The 17,784-nt window shown below is 54.6% G+C and carries 15 protein-coding genes; 5 read left to right on the forward strand and 10 right to left on the reverse strand.

Features of this window, described 5'->3' with window-relative positions:
• Window positions 1-21 precede the first annotated feature (21 nt).
• The gene (locus C812_RS13780; protein WP_016313262.1) at window positions 22-915 is read left to right on the forward strand and encodes a carbohydrate ABC transporter permease; all 894 of its coding nucleotides are present in this window, start codon (window positions 22-24) and stop codon (window positions 913-915) included.
• 102 nt (window positions 916-1,017) lie between these two features.
• Here the strand turns inward: C812_RS13780 and C812_RS13785 are convergent, their stop codons facing one another.
• The 3 genes from C812_RS13785 to C812_RS13795 all read right to left on the reverse strand — a co-directional run bounded on the left by C812_RS13785 (window position 1,018) and on the right by C812_RS13795 (window position 3,424).
• Entirely contained in the window at window positions 1,018-1,506 is a 489-nt protein-coding gene (locus C812_RS13785) for a low molecular weight protein-tyrosine-phosphatase (protein ID WP_016313263.1), read from the reverse strand.
• Between the two features lie 101 nt (window positions 1,507-1,607).
• Complete coding sequence (locus C812_RS13790; RefSeq protein WP_016313264.1) at window positions 1,608-2,483, reverse strand: AraC family transcriptional regulator; 876 nt, start codon at window positions 2,481-2,483, stop codon at window positions 1,608-1,610.
• A 113-nt stretch (window positions 2,484-2,596) separates the two neighbouring features.
• A complete protein-coding gene (locus C812_RS13795) occupies window positions 2,597-3,424 on the reverse strand; it encodes an AraC family transcriptional regulator (protein WP_016313265.1) in 828 nt (275 codons plus the stop codon).
• A gap of 222 nt (window positions 3,425-3,646) precedes the next feature.
• Here C812_RS13795 and C812_RS13800 point away from each other — a divergent pair, with 222 nt between their 5' ends.
• The 4 genes from C812_RS13800 (at window position 3,647) to C812_RS13815 (ending at window position 8,316) form a co-directional block, all read left to right on the forward strand.
• Window positions 3,647-4,813: a Gfo/Idh/MocA family protein gene (locus C812_RS13800; protein ID WP_016313266.1), complete on the forward strand. Its 1,167-nt coding sequence runs from the start codon at window positions 3,647-3,649 to the stop codon at window positions 4,811-4,813.
• A gap of 485 nt (window positions 4,814-5,298) precedes the next feature.
• Window positions 5,299-6,147 carry a sugar phosphate isomerase/epimerase family protein gene (locus C812_RS13805; RefSeq protein WP_016313267.1) on the forward strand — a complete coding sequence of 283 codons (849 nt, stop codon included), beginning with the start codon at window positions 5,299-5,301 and terminating at the stop codon, window positions 6,145-6,147.
• 8 nt (window positions 6,148-6,155) lie between these two features.
• Window positions 6,156-7,265 (forward strand): Gfo/Idh/MocA family protein, encoded by a 1,110-nt coding sequence (locus C812_RS13810; protein ID WP_016313268.1) that lies wholly within the window; start codon window positions 6,156-6,158, stop codon window positions 7,263-7,265.
• 19 nt (window positions 7,266-7,284) lie between these two features.
• Window positions 7,285-8,316, forward strand: a complete 1,032-nt coding sequence (locus C812_RS13815; RefSeq protein ID WP_016313269.1) for a Gfo/Idh/MocA family protein — start codon at window positions 7,285-7,287, stop codon at window positions 8,314-8,316.
• A gap of 139 nt (window positions 8,317-8,455) precedes the next feature.
• On the opposite strand, the gene C812_RS13820 is transcribed toward C812_RS13815, so the two are convergent.
• From C812_RS13820 to C812_RS13850, 7 genes are all read right to left on the reverse strand, one after another.
• A complete protein-coding gene (locus tag C812_RS13820; RefSeq protein ID WP_016313270.1) occupies window positions 8,456-8,647 on the reverse strand; it encodes a hypothetical protein in 192 nt (63 codons plus the stop codon).
• A 268-nt stretch (window positions 8,648-8,915) separates the two neighbouring features.
• Window positions 8,916-11,321 carry a glycoside hydrolase family 65 protein gene (locus C812_RS13825; protein WP_016313271.1) on the reverse strand — a complete coding sequence of 802 codons (2,406 nt, stop codon included), beginning with the start codon at window positions 11,319-11,321 and terminating at the stop codon, window positions 8,916-8,918.
• A complete protein-coding gene (locus C812_RS13830; protein WP_016313272.1) occupies window positions 11,318-12,415 on the reverse strand; it encodes a carbohydrate ABC transporter permease in 1,098 nt (365 codons plus the stop codon). Before C812_RS13830 ends, C812_RS13825 begins: the two co-directional genes overlap by 4 nt.
• Complete coding sequence (locus tag C812_RS13835; protein ID WP_416285459.1) at window positions 12,415-13,500, reverse strand: carbohydrate ABC transporter permease; 1,086 nt, start codon at window positions 13,498-13,500, stop codon at window positions 12,415-12,417. The genes C812_RS13830 and C812_RS13835 overlap by 1 nt, the downstream gene beginning before the upstream one ends.
• A gap of 149 nt (window positions 13,501-13,649) precedes the next feature.
• Window positions 13,650-15,071, reverse strand: a complete 1,422-nt coding sequence (locus C812_RS13840) for an ABC transporter substrate-binding protein (protein WP_036625185.1) — start codon at window positions 15,069-15,071, stop codon at window positions 13,650-13,652.
• Window positions 15,072-15,423: 352 nt separating this feature from the next.
• Window positions 15,424-16,452, reverse strand: a complete 1,029-nt coding sequence (locus tag C812_RS13845; RefSeq protein WP_016313275.1) for a LacI family DNA-binding transcriptional regulator — start codon at window positions 16,450-16,452, stop codon at window positions 15,424-15,426.
• A gap of 622 nt (window positions 16,453-17,074) precedes the next feature.
• A complete protein-coding gene (locus C812_RS13850) occupies window positions 17,075-17,614 on the reverse strand; it encodes a DUF6273 domain-containing protein (protein ID WP_244268320.1) in 540 nt (179 codons plus the stop codon).
• Window positions 17,615-17,784 lie beyond the last annotated feature (170 nt).

A 17,784-nucleotide genomic window follows, 5' to 3' on the forward strand; every position in this document is an offset into this window, starting at 1 on the left:
ACCTGGCATGGAGGGAACTGCATGAAAAACCAAAAAACGCTGACCGAGCATCTGTTTGACGCGGCCTTGTACCTGTTCCTGACGTGCATTTTTCTCGTCACGTTCTATCCGTTCTGGAACATACTCATCATCTCGCTGAATGACGCAACGGACTCGCTGCGCGGCAACCTGTATTTCTGGCCGCGGGAGTTTACGACCGCCAGCTATATTACGATCTTCCGCAACCCTGAAATCTGGAGTGCGCTGCAGGTGACGGCGCTGCGAACGGTGATCGGGACCGCGGTGTCGATCATTTGCATCTCCATGCTGGCTTACTCTTTAAGCAAACGGTATTTGCTTGGCTGGAAGTATTTTTCGTTCTTCTTTGTGTTTACGATGTACTTTGGGGGCGGCTTGATTCCAACGTATATGGTGATCAAGGCGTTGGGGTTAATTGATTCGTTTTGGGTGTTTATTTTCCCGGGGCTGATCGGAGTGTTCCTGATGATCCTCGTACGTACCTTCATCGAGCAGCTGCCCGGTGAAATCGAGGAATCCGCCAAAATCGACGGCGCCAACGATTTGCAGGTGTTCGTTCGCATCGTGCTCCCGCTGTGCGTCCCGGTGCTGGCGACCATCGGCTTGTTCCTGGCCATCGGCCACTGGAACGCTTGGTACGATTCCTACATCTATACGTATAAACCGGAGCTCAAGACGCTGCAGGCGGTTCTGGTCAAGATCCTGAACCAGTTCCAGACCGGCGCGATGATGACCGATGCCCAGCAACTGGCGCAAAACGCCAAACGCATCCCGGTCTCCAGCGAAAGCATCCGGATGGCGGTTACGATGGTAGCGACGCTGCCGATCATCATGGTGTACCCGTTCGTGCAAAAATATTTCGTCAAAGGGATTATGATGGGCGCGATCAAAAGCTAACTATATTTAATGAAGAAACCCGTCGCGGCGGTTTGCCGGACGGGTTATGTGTCTTGGGATGGGCTCTGAAGTTTAGGTTAATCTGGGCCTGCCTCGGCCGGTTTAACCGAGGGCGTGCTCCTGCCGGATCAACTCCAGCAAAGCACGGCAGCCCTTCTGCACTAGGCCATAAACCTCTTCAAAGTTCCCGGTGTAATACGGATCGGGAACCTCCTTCAACTGCGAGTCCGGCACCAGATCCAGGAGCTTCACGATCCGGGCATCGGCCTTACGGGCCAGCGCCTTCAAATCGCGTTCGTTCTGGTTATCCATCGCAATGATATAGTCGAATTTGGCAAAATCGTCCTGCGCCACCTGCCGCGCTTTCAGCCCTTCATAGGAAATGCCGTACTGATCCAAAATGCGGCGCGTGCCGTGATGCGGAGGATTGCCTGTATGCCAGTTACCGGTTCCCGCCGAATCGATCACAAATCGTTCGCTGTATCCGGCTTCGTTCACCAGATGCCGAAAGACGGCTTCCGCCATGGGCGAACGGCAAATGTTCCCCAGGCATACAAACAACACTCCCACTTTGCTTTTCTCGTTATCCATGGTTCTCCTTCTTCCTTCCTGTATAGCCTATCTGTTCAACACTCTCTTAGCAGATAGTACTATAGGTTAAGCCGAAGGACAACCGCAGCTCGGTCGAAGCTTCAGCTTTTGCGTGCCACGGGAATCCAGATTTCGCTTCGGTAATTGGATAGCGACGTGTCCGGGCTCTCGTTCCATAGAAGCTCCGGTCCTTCGGCCAATTCGTAATGAGCAGACGGGAACCACTCGGAATAAATCCGTCCCCAAACGTTCTGCAGCGTCTCCGGGAACGGGCCGACGGCAGTGAATACCGCCCACGTCGAAGCAGCCACCTCCAGCGAAGCATAGCCGTCCGGGCCAAGCTGCGTTGTCGCCACACCCAAATAATGATCCAGTTCCCCTTGCTCCTCCATGCGTCCATCCGAGAAATTGATCGATGCATTGACGATCCCGGTTGGTTCGATATTGGACAACCCTTTCAACTCAGCAATCTTCTCCGGGGTTAACTGCTGTGCCATTTCTGCGATATGCGGGTTCACCCCGTGAAATTGGATCGGCACCCGCTTATGCAGACCAACGATCCGAAAAGCATCCTTATCTACGATCCGATAATTCATTTCGTTTCCTCCTTGTATGGTGAGTTGGAAGGACATCCGAGGATAAGCTTTTAGCGGCGCTCCCGGATCTCTGGCCTCCGACGGCGTGATGCCATGCATGGCTTGAAACGCTCGGGTAAAAGCATCCGCGGAACCGTAGCCATACTTCACCGCGAGGTCGATGACCCGCACCGGCCCTTGCTGCAGCTCGAAAGCAGCCAGCGTTAATCGACGACGGCGGATATATTCCGTCAGCGGAATCCCGGCCAGGAACGAGAACATCCGTTTAAAATGGTACTCCGAACAAACCGCGATTCGGGCAACCTCTCCATAATCGATCTCCTCCGTCAAATTCCGCTCGATGTATCCTAGCGCATCGTTCATATTTTTAAGCGTATCCATCGTTTGCACCTCCTCTGATTCTCATCATACTAAGAGTTCTCCGAGCTCTTCCGACTTTCCGTGCACCAACTTTGCAGGGGATCTGGGTTGTCGATGCCGGGTAACGAAGTAGATTACCGCGTGCAAGCCCGATAAGCCGTTGGTGATATCCCGGCATGACTCTTAAACTGGCGGGAAAAATGCGCTAGCTGCATACCCAGCCGGTCAGCGATGTCGGCGATGCTGTCATCCGTATAGGTCAACAGCCGTTTGGCTTCCTCCATCCGTTTGCGCTGCACATAGTGCATCGGGGTGACTCCCATGATTTTTTTGAAATAAGGAATAAAATAGTTCGGATGCAAATGCACCAAGTCAGCCAAAGTCTCGATTTCGATCGGCTCGTGCAGATGCTCCTGGATATATCTCAACACGTCGTTCAGCTTGTTTCGTTCTGTAAACTGCATATAGTCCTTCAAATAATCATGATAACCGCCTTCCTCCAGGCAGCAGGCCAGCAGATTCAGCAGACAAGCTTGCATCCGCAACCCGGCAAAGGGCCCTCCGGACTGAAACTGGTGAATGAGCTCCTCGAAGGTCGCTTGGACCTCCTCGGGATTGCCGGCATCGCTGATATACAACTTGCTGCTGGCATGAAACAGCGGCCATTCCCCCACCTGAGCATCGAAGTGACAGAAATATCGGGTATAAGGATTTTCCGGGTTCGTAAACGTCGTTTGACTGCTTCCCGCCGGCATGATCATCAGCTGCCCTGGCCGGGGATAATACGTCTCCCCGTTGATGATGACTGACCCTTCCCCCTCCGCGATAAAATACAGCCGATTAAAGCTGGGGGCCAGCTCCGTCCGGTTCCAACCAGGAAAGCCGCTTCTCAGCTGCGCATGCGTCACGGTGACGGTTAAGCTCTCGGGCAAACGCCCGGCCAACTGGTCTATTTCATTCATCGTCTTCTTCCTCCTCCCCTCCGCCTCTCTGTAAGCCCTTTCAATTCGAAAGATTCTTATCCTATTGTATCAGCGTTATTTATCGAATACACCTTAATTTTGTGCAAAACCGCCTTAATTCGTGCCATTCTCAACCCTTCCGATTCAAGCTAAGCTAAGAGCGACAGGACTACCTAGAAGCTGATAGAACAGGAGTTTAATGAAGGTAAAAGGGAGGATTACATGGACAAAGTACGTTTCGCGATCATTGGCATCGGCAATATGGGAACGTCCCATGCACTCAACCTCAGCAGCGGCGAGATTCGGGGGGCGGAATTGACCGCCGTATGCGACACGAACCCCGACCGCTTGAAGTGGGCGAAGGAGCATCTGCCGGAGACGGTACTGACCTTCGATACCCCGGAAGCGCTGTTTGCTTCGGTCGCGATGGATACCGTGCTGATCGCTACGCCGCATTATGATCATCCGACACTGGCGGTGCAAGCTTTTGAGAGCGGTTACCATGTGCTGGTGGAGAAGCCCGCCGGCGTGTATACCAAAGCGGTTCGCGAGATGAATGAAGCGGCGGCGAAGTCTGGGAAGCAGTTCGGCATTATGTACAATCAGCGTACGAATCCGCTGTACGCAAAGCTGCGTGACCTTGTATTGTCCGGGGAGCTGGGGACGATCCGCCGCACGAACTGGATCATCACGAACTGGTACCGCTCGCAAAGCTATTACGACTCCGGCGGTTGGCGCGCCACTTGGGCTGGAGAAGGCGGCGGCGTGCTGCTGAATCAGGACCCGCACCAGCTTGATCTTTGGCAGTGGACGACCGGGATGATGCCGAAGCGGGTGCGTGCGTTTTGCCACTTCGGCAAATACCGCAATATCGAAGTCGAGGACGATGTGACCGCCTATGTGGAATACGAAAACGGCGCCACCGGTCTGTTCGTCACCACAACTGGCGAAGCCCCGGGGACGAACCGCTTCGAGTTGACCGGCGACAACGGCAAAATCGTCGTGGAGGATGGCAAGCTCACGTTCTGGCGGTTGCGCGTGCCTGAGCCGAAGTTTAACGCGGAATATACCGGCGGTTTCGGTCAGCCGGAATGCTGGAAATGCGAAATCCCGGTGAGCGGCGGCGATGGCACGCAGCATAAAGGGATATTGCAGAACTTCACGAACGCGTTGCTGCACGGTGAGAAGTTGCTTGCCCCTGGTGAGGAAGGCATCCTCGGCCTGACGCTCTCCAACGCCATGCACCTGTCGGCCTGGACGGATGACTGGGTGGAGCTGCCGCTGGACGAGGATCTGTTCTACACCAAGCTCCAGGAGAAGATCCGCACCTCCTCGTTCCGCAAGGAAGGCGGCAGCGGCAAGGTGCTGGACGTGTCGGGTACGCACTAAGGCGGTGCGGGTGGGGGCGGGTTCGGACGCAGTAAAGTGGCGCTGGAACGTAATTGGCGTGCCGGACTCTCACTAAGATAGCGCGGATGTGCAATGTGGGATATGCCCGGAACGCTCCGGGGCCGCACGACTGTGCCATAGCACGTCAGCAACACGCACTTTTGCGGCGGAAACCTGCCTGGGAGGCCGCCTTCCGAGCAAATAGCGGACTTTTTTTCCTCTATTTGCTCCAATTCTGCCTGTTGAGCTGGAATAAGGGTAAATTATGGCCTTATTTTTCGGAAACAAGCTAATTTTGCCCGCTTAGCGCCCGTTCCGATGGAAATAAGAACAAAAAAGTCCCTTATTTCCCCGCATCCGTTCCGCAAACGCAAAATAAGGCCATTTTTTTCCCTTATTAAGTTTAAGTAAGTAGTTCAGCCGTCCGCCATCGTTAACCAACAAACGAGCAAGCAATCAGGATTTTCAAGGAGGAGCGATAGTCCATGAAATTGTCCGTATTTACCGTATCCACCCCGGATTTGACGCCGGAGGAGCTGGTGCAGGCCGCGCGCGAAGCCGGGCTCCACGGCGTAGAGTGGCGTTTCAAGGAGGTTCCCGCCGAAGTCGCTGGCGAAAAACCCTCGTACTGGCGCAACAATCTGTGCTCGATCGCCCCGTCTTCTTCCGAAGAGCAGCTGCTCCGTTTCAAACGGATCACCGAAGCGGAAGGACTGGAGGTCGCCAGCATCACACCTTATTTAAACTCGCTGGATCTGGAGGAGACGGAGCGGGTGTTCTCTGTCGCCCGTCTGCTCGGCGCCAAAATGATCCGCGTCGGCGCGGCCGGATATGACGGCACCATCCCCTATCCCGAGTTGTACGAAAAAACCGTGCGCTACCTGAAGGAAGCGGAGCGCCTAGCTAAGCAATACGGTGTCAAAGGGGTTGTGGAAACGCATCATCTGACGATCGCACCGAGCGCCAGTCTGGCCTATCGTCTGGTCAGCCATTGCAATCCCGATCAGATCGGCGTCCTGTACGATCCGGGCAACATGGTACACGAAGGGTATGAGCAGTTCAAAATGGGACTGGAGCTGCTGGGTCCCTATCTCGCCCATGTTCACGTCAAAAACGCCGCCTGGTCGCAAACCGGCAAACGCGAGGACGGCACTGAGGCATGGCGCTGCGAGTGGTCACCTCTGGCGGACGGCGTGGTCGATTACCGCCGCCTGCTCCAAGACCTGAAATCCGTTGGCTACGACGGCTACCTCGGAATCGAGGATTTCAGCGGCCACTACGAATCGAAGGAAATGCTCCGCCAGTTTGCCGAGTTTATCCACGAAAGGATGTAAGGCTAACGATGAATGCACGACAACAGAAACCTTCTTTTCAAGCGAAAGACGGAATGAACTATGCGCCAAAGGGACGTCCCAATGCCGTCGTGAAACCCGGTGAATTCATCTTTGCTGCGGTGCACCTCGATCACGGGCATATTTACGGCATGACCGGCGGCTTGATCGAAGCCGGTGCGACCTTAAAGTGGGTGTACGATCCCGACCCGGCCAAAGTCCAAGCGTTCGTGGAGCAGTACCCGCAAGCTGCCCGGGCAGACAGTCTAGAGCAGATCCTCTCCGACCCCGAAGTGCGGCTCGTCGCTGCAGCAGCGGTGCCGTCGGAACGTGGTCCGCTCGGGCTCAGGGTGATGGACGCCGGGAAGGATTATTTTACCGATAAGACCCCGTTCACCCGCCTGGACCAGCTGGAAGCGGCGCGTCAGAAGGTACGCGAAACCGGACGCAAATATATGGTCTATTACAGCGAACGCCTCCACGTGGAATCCGCCGTGTATGCCGGTCAGCTCGTACAGCAAGGGGCAATTGGGCGCGTACTGCAGGTAACCGGGTTTGGTCCGCACCGGCTGAATGCGGGTTCGCGGCCGGAGTGGTTTTTTCAGAAGGAAAAATATGGAGGAATCCTTTGCGACATCGGCAGCCATCAAATCGAACAGTTTCTGTTCTACACCGGGTGCAAGGATGCCCAAGTGCTGCACAGCAAGGTAGCCAACTACCACCATCCCGAATACCCCGAGCTGGAGGATTTCGGCGACGCGACATTGGTTGGGGATAACGGGGCGACGCAATATTTTCGCGTGGACTGGTTTACCCCGGACGGCCTCAGCACCTGGGGAGACGGGCGGACGTTCATCTTGGGCACCGAAGGATATATCGAGCTGCGCAAATACGTCGACCTGGCCCGGGATGCGGAAGGCGACCATGTCTACCTGGTGAATCAGGACGGGGAGCAGCATTTTGCCGTCCGCGGGCAAGTCGGCTATCCGTTCTTTGGCGAGCTGATTCTGGATTGCTTGAACCGCACGGAAAATGCCATGACCCAGGAGCACGCCTTCAAAGCCGCAGAGCTGTGTCTGAAAGCTCAGCAGCAGGCACTTCGTGTCACCTCATCTTACTAGGACAGGAAGGGACCTTACGATGACGATGCAAGAACCGATCGGTGCGGCAATTATTGGCTGCGGTGCGATTTTCCCGCTGCATGCCGAGGCGTTACAGCAACTTGACGGCGTGAAGCTGAAAATGGTTGTCGACCGCGATCCCGCCAAGGCAGAGCAGGCCGCAGCGACATTTTCCTGTGAAGCTGCAAGTGATTACCTGAGCTTGCTGGAACGTGACGATATTCAAGTCGTCCACCTCTGTACACCTCACCACCTGCATGCGGAAATGGCGACGCAGCTGCTCCGCGCCGGCAAACATGTGCTGACGGAAAAACCGCTCGCCCATGCTTTGCAAGCGGCGGAGAACCTGGTGGCAGAAGCTCGGCGCAGCGAGGCGCAGCTGGGCGTTGTTTTTCAGAATCGTTATAATGCCTCGTCCCAAAAAATCCGCGAATTCCTGGAATCAAACACGCTGGGCCGGCTCATCTGTCTGAAGGGCATCGTCACCTGGCAGCGGGACGAAGCCTATTACACCGACAGCCCATGGCGAGGCCGCTGGTCGACGGAAGGCGGCGGTGTGTTGATCAACCAGGCGATCCATACGCTTGACCTGCTCCAATGGTTCGGCGGTGAAGTTCTCTCCATCCAGGGCAGCGTCACCGCCGACGCCCTTGGGGATGTGATCGAAGTGGAGGATACGGCGCATGCCCGACTCCTGTTTGCGAACGGTGTTCGCGGGTTGTTTTACGCCACCAACGCGTATCTCACCAATTCCCCGGTTGAACTGGAGCTGGTGTTTGAAGGCGGCACGCTGCGGCAGCGGGACGATTGCCTGTATTTAACCCAGGGCGGTCGGGAGAGCCTGGTGTGCGAACCGCCGACGAACCTGAATGACTCAGGACAAATCATCGGTAAATCCTACTGGGGCTCCAGCCATCGGTTGTTAATTGCCGACTTTTACGACCGCGTCCGAACAGGAACTCGCTTTGCGATTGACGGCGAAGAAGGCCTCAAGTCGCTGCGGCTCATCACAGAGCTATATCAATCCTCTCGGACGCGGAAATCCAGATGAACACTAGTAACGTCAGAACCGGGAACTTACGACATACACCAACGGATAATTAGATAAAAACGTTGCGAAGCGAAGGACCGTTCCTTACGAGGGGCGGCCTTTCCTAAAATGGGGGACTTGCCGGAGGGAGGACTCGGGGTTACAGCCGCTTTCTCATCCTGGTGAGGATGGTAACCAGTACCGAGTTGAAACCTATGGGGACTTTGGTCCGCTCATTTTTGGGCTTCTCCCGCTCCCTGCGCCGGATTTGCTCAGCCAGCAAGCAACGATCCAACTCCTGACTAAGGTCCCGAATATGCTGCTTCGCAATGTCTAAATTGTTGAGATACATCGTGCTCCACCTCCTATTCATCATGAGTTAAAGATCTCCAACATTGGATCAACCCTTCCAGCTTGATCATTCCCTATCATAACGCCGCAGTTATCGCTGCGTCAGGGTACAAAACACCTTAAGTTCTTTTTTCCTCCCTTCTGCCATGCAAAATAAAAGCGGCCACCTTTGTTTTATGCAAAGGGGTCGCTTATGTTCACGGCGTTTCCACACGCCAGCGATTTTATTGAGCTAAATGCCGAATTCAATCGGTAGATTTGACGCTCCGTTAACTGACCAGGTGGCCGCCAGAGGAGGGATGATTCGCCGCCAACGTACGTCGAACAGCTTCTCCGGAGTGAATCGACATCGGTTCTCCTTCGTGCCGAATCACAAGCCCCTCTCCTTCGCGCAGGGTGTACACGACCTGCTCCCGGTCGAAGAACACCTCCAGCAGCTGCCCCCGATGCATCACTTTAAACCGGCAGCTGCTCCATTGCGGTGGCAACACCGGCTTAAAGCTGAGCTCGTCGCCAACTAACCGCATCCCACCAAACCCGTTCACCACCGCCATCCATGAACCCGCCATCGCTGCGGTATGCAAGCCGTCTTTGGCATTGCCGTTCACGTCATCGAGATCCATCCGCACCGTCCGGCTGAAGTAGTCGTATGCCGCCTTCAGATCGCCAATCTCGGCGGCAACGATGCTATGGATGCATGGCGACAGCGACGAATCATGCGTGGTCAGCGGTTCGTAATACCGATAGTTGCGGATTTTCTCCTCGGTCGAAAACTGCTCGCTCAGCAAAAACAACACCATCACCAGATCCGCCTGCTTCAGCACCTGATGGCGGTAAATCACAAGCGGGTGATAGTGGAGCATCAATGGGTATTTTTCGGGTGGCGTGCCAGCGAAATCCCATTTCTGCTTGGACAAAAATGTATCATCCTGCGCGTATATCCCCAATTCCGAATCATACGGGACGTACATCTTGTCCGCCGCCCGCTGCCACTCGCAGAGTTCCTCCTCGGTAAGACCGATCTCCCGCGCCAGCCGGGCGTATTCCATAGGGTATCGCTCGCGCAGCAGCTTCGCCGTCTCACAGGCATAGCGCAGGTGCTCGCGGGCCATAAGATTTGTATAGGCGTTGTTGTTCACCAACGCGGTATACTCATCCGGCCCGGTCACGCCGTCGATGCAGAAGGCGCCGCCACGGGCCTGGTTATAATGGCCCAGATCCACCCAGAATCGCGACGTCTCGAACAAGATTTCCGCGCCTTGGCGCACGAGAAAATCCTCGTCCCCCGTCGCCTGGACGTATTGGCGGATGCCGTACGCGATATCGGCGTTGATATGCGCCTGGGCGGTGCCTGCCGGGAAATAGGCAGAGTTCTCTTCGCCGCCGATCGTTCGCCACGGATACAGCGCGCCCCGCTGCGACATCACCTGCGCCCGCTGCCGCGCTTGCTCCAGCGTGCGGTAGCGGAACTCCAGCAAGGCCCGGCCGATCTCCGGCGTCGTGAAGGTGAAGAAGGGCAGTACGTACATTTCGGTATCCCAGAAATAATGCCCTTCGTACCCTTCGCCGGTGAGCCCCTTCGCGGCCATGCTGGTTCTGCCGTCGCGACCGGCCGACTGCAGCAGGCCAAACGCGTTAAACCGCAGCCCCTGCTGGAGCGCGGGATCACCAGCAATTTCCACGTCGGCGCGGTGCCAGAACGCGTCCAGGTAAGCGCGCTGCTCCTTGGCCAGTCCGTCAAAGCCGCGGCTGACGGCCAAGCGCAGCTCTTCCGCGCTTCGCATCCGCAGCTCTTCCTCCCGGGTATCCCGGGACGTATGAACGCTGATGAACTTGCTCAGCGACACCTTCTCCCCTTGGCGCAGCGACACGTCGTACTGCACCGAAAACCACGGCCCGTCTTGCTGCTCCGACAGGCCGAACGCGGCTGACGGCGGCAGCTCCAGCTGGTGGCTCACCGCCGTCAGCAGCGCGAAGCGGCTGCGCCGCGTGCGCTGCTTCAGCCAGCCGCCGCCGCGCCCGTCGCTCCCCGCCTCCTCGAACAGGAGGCTGGGCTCCGTGCGGCGCGCCCCCAGGCGGGGGTCCCCGCCCCGGTCCGCCGCCCCTTCCGCCTCGGCGATGTCTCCGTCCATCGCCGAGCAGATCGAGACGGTGCCGGCGAAGTTCAGCGCCGTCACCTCATAGCGGATCGCCGCCAGGTGCCGATGAGTTAACGACACCAGGCGGCGGATCTCAATCCGCACGCGGTGCCCGGCTGGGGATTCCCATTCCACCAGCCTGTGCAACACACCGTTTTGCATATCCAACACTCTTCGGTAAACCAGCACCTGTCCCTGGTTCAGATGAAAAGATTCGCCCTCCACAGTCAGCCGGATAATCCCGGCGTCCGTCACATTCAGCATTGCCTGGCCTTCGGTCGGATACCCGTACGCCCCCTCCGGATAATGGATCGGTGCGGTATCATAAAATCCGTTCACATAGTTGCCCCGCACCGAGGCTCCTTTCTTACCGTGGTACCCCTCCTCAAAATAACCGCGCATTCCAAAATATCCATTGCCTAAGGAAAACAAGCTCTCCATGCGCTGATTGTCTTTCTCGTCGTAAGCCTCCTCGATCAGATTCCACCCCGGATCGAGAGACAGATTCTCCGTATGCTCATTTGACTGCTCGTTCATCCTTTCACCGAGCCTCCCATAAGCCCTCTAACAAAGTACTTTTGCAGGAGGAAGAAGATCGCGAGCGGCATCAGCATTGAAATAAATGCAGCGGACGTCAGCAAATGCCAATCGTTGCCTCTTGAACCTACGAGATCGGCGATCTTCATCGACATCACCTGTACGCTTGGCTGGTTGCCGATAAAGATCAGCGATACCAGATAGTCGTTCCAGACCCACAGGAACTGGAAGATCCCGATCGAAGCGAGTGCCGGCACTGACAACGGCAGGATCAGCCGGGAGAAGATCGTAAAATGGTTCGCGCCATCGATAAAGGCTGACTCAAACAAATCTTTGGGCAGCTGGCTGATGAAGTTATACATAAAGTACGTGACAAGCGGCAAACCAAAGGCGGTATGCGCCAGCCAGATCCCCAAGTAGCTGCCGTTTAAGCCCAGCGCAGTATAATCCTTCAGCACCGGGATCAGCGCAACCTGCAGCGGAATCACCAGCATCGCGATGATCACCACAAACAGGGTTTTGCGGCCAGGGAATCTCAGCCAAGCAAACGCATAGGCGGCAAATGAAGCGATTAGCACCGGAATCACCGTGGCCGGAACGGCGATCGTCAGCGTGTTCCAGAATGCCTGGGACAACCCGGTCCCTCTCTGAATCGATTCGCTGCCGTCGGCGAGCTTCAGCTTGTATTCCTTACCGGACAGCACGTTTTTATAATTCTCCAACGTCAACGCTGGTTTGAACTCCCAGCCCTGCTCCTGAACGTTAATCGTACGGGCCCGGCGATTTTCCCAGATCATCCGTTGTCCGTCTTTCACAACCCCGGCTTTCAGTTCATCGTCGCTGTAGGTTTCCCCGTTCACTTCAATCGGTTCACGCAAATCGATATCTTTGGAAAGCTGAATCGTCTCCGCGTTCGTCCATGCCTTGTGCGGGAACACGTTCCACCAACCGGTTTGCAAGATGTCTGCCGCCGGACGGAAAGATGAGATCAGCAATCCCAGCGTCGGGATGAGCCACACCAAGCAGATGAGGCCGAGAACGAGATTAACGATCGTTTTACCGCGTTTGCGCTTACGCAATTTCGTACCCGCCATTAGAATCCCCCCTGCTTGCGGATCTGCCGCAGATTAAAGAAGATGACCGGTGTGACAGCAATCAGCAAGACGATCGCCAGCGTGGACCCGTACCCGAAGTTACGGTACATGAAGAATTGCCGATAGAACTGCGTGGCCACTACTTCGGTCCCGTATTGTCCGCCAGTCATGACCATGACTACGTCGAAAATTTTGAGCGTAAACACGATGATGGTTGTCGTCACCGTCAAGATCGTCACTGAGATATACGGGATGATGATCTGGAAAAAGATTTTAATCTCACCGGCCCCGTCTACACGCGCCGCTTCCAAAATATCCTCCGGGACGCCTTTGATCGCCGCAGAGAAAATCACCATGGCGAACCCGGTTTGCATCCAGATCAGGATCAGAATTAGAAACAGGTTGTTCCACGGCTGCAGCATGCTGGTCCAGGCTTGCGCTTCTCCTCCGAAAGCAGTGACGATAGCGTTAAGCAGACCAATTTGCTGGTCGCCGGGCTGATAATAATAAACGAACTTCCAGATGACACCTGCGGCCACAAACGAGATCGCCATCGGCATAAAAATAATCGACTTGGCAATCTTCTCGTAGCTGCTGCGGTCAGCAAGGATGGCAATCAGCAGCCCAAGCGCGACGCAAGCAAGCGTGCCGAGGAATACCCACAACAGGTTGTTGCGCAGCGCCGTTCCCATCAGCTTATCGGTAAAGATCGCCGCATAGTTGGCGAGCCCAACGAATTTCTCCGATGAAGCGTTAAAGAAGCTCAAATACAACGTCCGAACGGCTGGCAGCACCAGCAGCCAGCCCAGCAAAATTACGGCCGGACCGATGAAAATATACGGCAACACCTTCCGACGCACTTGCTCCGGATACTGCTCCACCGCCCAGTTAAAGGTATAAAATAGCAAGTACACGCCGAGCACGCCCCATAAAACAGCGAAGATCGCAGTCAGCAGCGGATTCAGCGTCGAGTCGCGGAAGAAGCGGAAGATCAGGCCGTGTCCGGCAGCATTCGCAACCAGAACGATCAGGGTGAAGAGCACGGCCCTCAGGCTGACGATTCGCTTGGCCTCTGAACTCATCATGACCCCTCCTAAATGGTTTGTGAGCGTTACATCTTGAACCAGCTTAATGGATGAAAAAGGAAGGGGCGTGTGTGCCGGAACCCACGTTTCGGCTCGCGCGCCCCTCCGCGGTGCTTCAGTTATCGTTTAGATCGCAGTTCAGAATTGACTTAGTTGTTCCAGCCTTCCTGAATTTGCGCCAACGCTTCATCCAGTGTGGACGTACCGCTCACGTAGTCGGTCATGCCTTTCCAGAAGGTACCGGCACCTACTTTACCCGGCATCAGGTCAGAGCCGTCAAAACGCAGCGTCGTCGCTTCTTGCACAAGTTGAGCCATACGACGATCGGCTTCGGAAGTATACCAGTCAAGCGAAGCATCGTTCATCGGAGCGATCACGCCGCCGGATTGTACCCACGATTTGATCGATTCACCCGTTGTAAAGAATTCCATAACCGCACGAACCTCAGGACGATCGTTGAACATCGCGTAGATATCGCCAGCTACCAGCACCGGCTTCCCGTATTGCTCGTCGATCGGCGGCAGGTAGAACCAGTCGTAGTCTTCATCGATCTTCGCCGTTTCCGGGAAGAAGCTGGTGATAAAGTTCGCTTGACGATGCAGCCAAATTTTCGGCGGGTTGTCGAACATCGGCAACGCCGAATCCCCAAATGCGGTCGTGACGATCGACTTCGTGCCGCCGTATACGTAATCTGGATTCATCCAGATTTCTGACATCACTTCAACAGCATGCTTCACTTCAGGGGAAGTGAACGGCAGTTCGCCGCTAACCCATTTATCATAGTTTTCCGGCGAAGTCGTGCGGAGCATGATGTCTTCTACCCAGTCGGTAGCCGGCCAGCCTGTCGCCGCACCGCTTTCGATACCGATCCCCCAAGCGGTGTCGCCGTCCTTAGCGATTTGCTCGGTCAGTGCCATCAGCTCATCCCAAGTTTGTGGAATGGTATAACCCGCTTCCTCAAATTGCTTCTTCGGATACCATACCAGGCTCTTTACGTTACTGCGGTTCCAAACGCCCGCCATGATTTGCTTGCCATCCTTATCTTCCATCGTCGCCATGTCGAGCCAGCTTTGGTTGTAGTTCGCCTTCAGCTTCTCCTGATCGAGAATGTTGTTCAGATCGATGACCTTACCGGTCTTGGCCACGGCAGCCAGCAGACCCGGTTGCGGGAAGTCCGCGATGTCAGGGGCGTTGCCGCCGTCTACACGGACGTTAATGGTCGCTTCGAACTCTTTGGAGCCCTCGTATTGAATATCGATCCCTGTTTTCTCTTCGAACTCTTTGATGCTGGTCTCGAACTTCACTTGGTCAGCATCTACGAACGGGCCAAACATCGTCACTTTCGTCCCTTTATATTCACCTTTCAACGCCAGCTCGAGCGGAGAGCCAGTGGAAGAACTGTCATTGGTTGCGGCAGTATCATTTGTGTTCTGTCCCGTGGTCCCCGTATTCGCCGGAGCTGCCGGTTCATTGTTTGCCGCATTGTTCCCTCCGCCGCAGGCGCTGAGGAGAAGTGTGAACGATAACCCGCTCACGAGCAATAAAGAACTCCATTTTGATCTTTTTTTCATTGACCCTTTCATCCCCTTCGATATGATTTAGGAACAACCATCTTAGGTCTGACTGACCCTTATTCGCTTTCGGCGAATCACCCCCTTAATCAAGCCTTTCAACAACAAGCAACGATAAAAATAGGAATGTATCCGTTTTCATTTTGGTATAAATGTATGACCTGCCCAGCCGGAATGTTCCGTTTTTTTGAAAAGCTTTTCATAATTCTGTTCAACTATTGTTCATGGTGATGGTGTTGGAATGTGTGAGTAGTTTCTATTACGTGTGTTGTGTTGCGATGTGTGAGTTGTATTGCGTTCTGAGTATGTTGTAACGTTGTGTGTTTGTTGCGTTGTGTGTGTAATTACTTGGTTAAATCGTGGCTCTTTCCCGCGAGGATTCTCTGACGATCAGCTTGTGTTGGAGAATCTCTCTGGGCACCGCCACACTCCCGGTAGTTAGCAGTTCATGCAGCTTCTCTGCGGCACGGTGGCCAAGATCATAGATAGGTTGGGATATCGTGGTCAGCTTAGGGATATACATGCTTGCCATTCGGTGATTGTCAAAGCCAATGACGGACACCTGCCCCGGGACGAGAATGTGTCGGTCTCGAAGATACGAAATCGTCCCCATGGCAAATTCGTCGGCTACGCAGAACACCGCGGTCAAATCAGGATGCTCAGTAAACAGCTCGTGTGCCGCCTGATACGCATGCTCAAAATAGTGACTGGCAAATTTCACGTGTTCAATATTCGATGTCAGTCCGTATTCCTTCATGGCCCGAACAAACCCGGCGAATCGCGGCGGGCCAGAAATGGAATTGTTGTGATTAAAGCCAATCATACCGATTTGGCGATGACCAAGCTCGATAAGGTAAACGGCTGCGTCATAAGCTGCAGCCTCGTCGTCAACTTCGACGCACGGAATATCGTATTCGTCCGAATGGGATGACACCATGACACAAGGGATGCGGCAACCGATCAGTTTCTCGTAGTACTCCGGAAACATTTTGTCGCTTGCAAATACGATCCCATCCACCTGCTTCTCATGAAACGTATCGATATACGACAACATCCGCTCCTTATCACGGTCCGTGTTGCAGATCATCAGGCTGTACCCCAGCTTGTTGCAGGCATCCTGCATTCCCCGGATCATTCCCGCGTAATACATGTTCTCAATATCGGGAATTAACAATCCTAAGGTAAAAGACTTCTTGTAAATCAGTCCGCGGGCAAAAGCGTTCGGCTGGTAATTCAATTCCTGGATCGCCGCCAGCACGCGCTTTCGCTTGCTCTCCACCACTGTAGCCGGCGCGTTCATGACGCGCGAAACCGTACTGATGGAGACCCCCGCCTTTTTAGCAACATCACGGATCGTTGGTTTGCTTTTGTTTTTGTTCATCGTTGGCATCCTCGGTTTGAAAAGCTTTTCAATGCGATTATAACAAGGGACTTTGGGGATGACAAGAGTTTTTTTGAAGCGCTTACAATCCTAGGGGGACCAAAGCCTGTACTGCCCCTTTTCCACCATTATCCCGTTGAATTCACCATCCGTACGTCCGCTCCTTCTCTCACCATTATCCCGTTGAATCCACCAACTGTACGTCCGCTCCTTCTCTCACCATTATCCCGTTGAATCCACCAACTGTACGTCCGCCCTTCTCTCGCCATTATCCCGTTGAGTCCGGCTGGTGCTGTTAGCACTAGCACTCCCCAATGAGCGTTTTCCCAACGGATGGGTCAATTGCAGTGTATTCGGGATTCCATTCCTAGGGCTGTCGGATCTCCCTCGTGTGTGTTCTAACGGAACCAGATGACGCTAAAGTTCATTTCCCGCACCATTTCCCGTTCTAACGGAACGCGAGGCCGTTATTGGACATAAAATCCCCCCGTACTAGCCGATTCGAGCCATATAACGTCATCTGATTCCGTTAGAAGTTCCAAACAGCTGCAGTCATGCCAAATAGGGCAGTATGTTCCGTTAAGTCTTTTTGCCAGCCGCCAGTGATCAAACTAACGCCAGTCTACTTGAACATACTCAACTTCACCGCAGGCCGCACCCCATCCCGTGCTAGACTGACGTTGGCATAACTGCGGATGCTGGCGCCCGGACCGATAAAGTGAGCGCGCGAAGGTTGATTGCCCTGCGTGCACAGCCACCACCAGGAACAGCCCAGCTTCTGGCCGTTTCGCAGCACATAATTGGCTTCTTCGCCTTTGTCATAGACGTAAAGACTGCAGCCGTCAGGCTTCTTCAATTTCGCATAATCCGTCCCTACAGTAGTCAGCCAGGCCTTGCCAAGGCTTGCGATGAAAGCCTTGACCTCTGGAACACTCAACAGAAACACATTGTCCTCCGTGTCCGGGCAGCCTTCCCCGTTATCTGTACAACAAGTCCGCTTGATCAATGCTTGCTCCTCCGGGCTAAAGACCATAGTGAAAAACTCCTCGTTTAACCACTGCCGTAAATCGCAGTCACTCCAGGAGATGTCGACGGCATCCCGCCACGCGACGTCCTTGCTTTTCCCGTGATATCGCTTGCAGTCCAATATCTCTTCACTCAACAAGAACAACTCATCGCCCGTATTTTGGAGAACCCGCCATACGATCGGCTGAACCGTTCCATCGGCGAAATGAAATGGGGATACGAGCCAAAGGTCATCTGTTCTCCTGGCTGTATGTCATGATTTAGCAGCGTCGACGCAGATTGAGGATTCCCCTCCATAACCAACTT

It is taken from the genome of Paenibacillus barengoltzii G22 (genome assembly GCF_000403375.2).
In the GTDB taxonomy this organism is placed as follows: Bacteria; Bacillota; Bacilli; order Paenibacillales; family Paenibacillaceae; genus Fontibacillus; species Fontibacillus barengoltzii.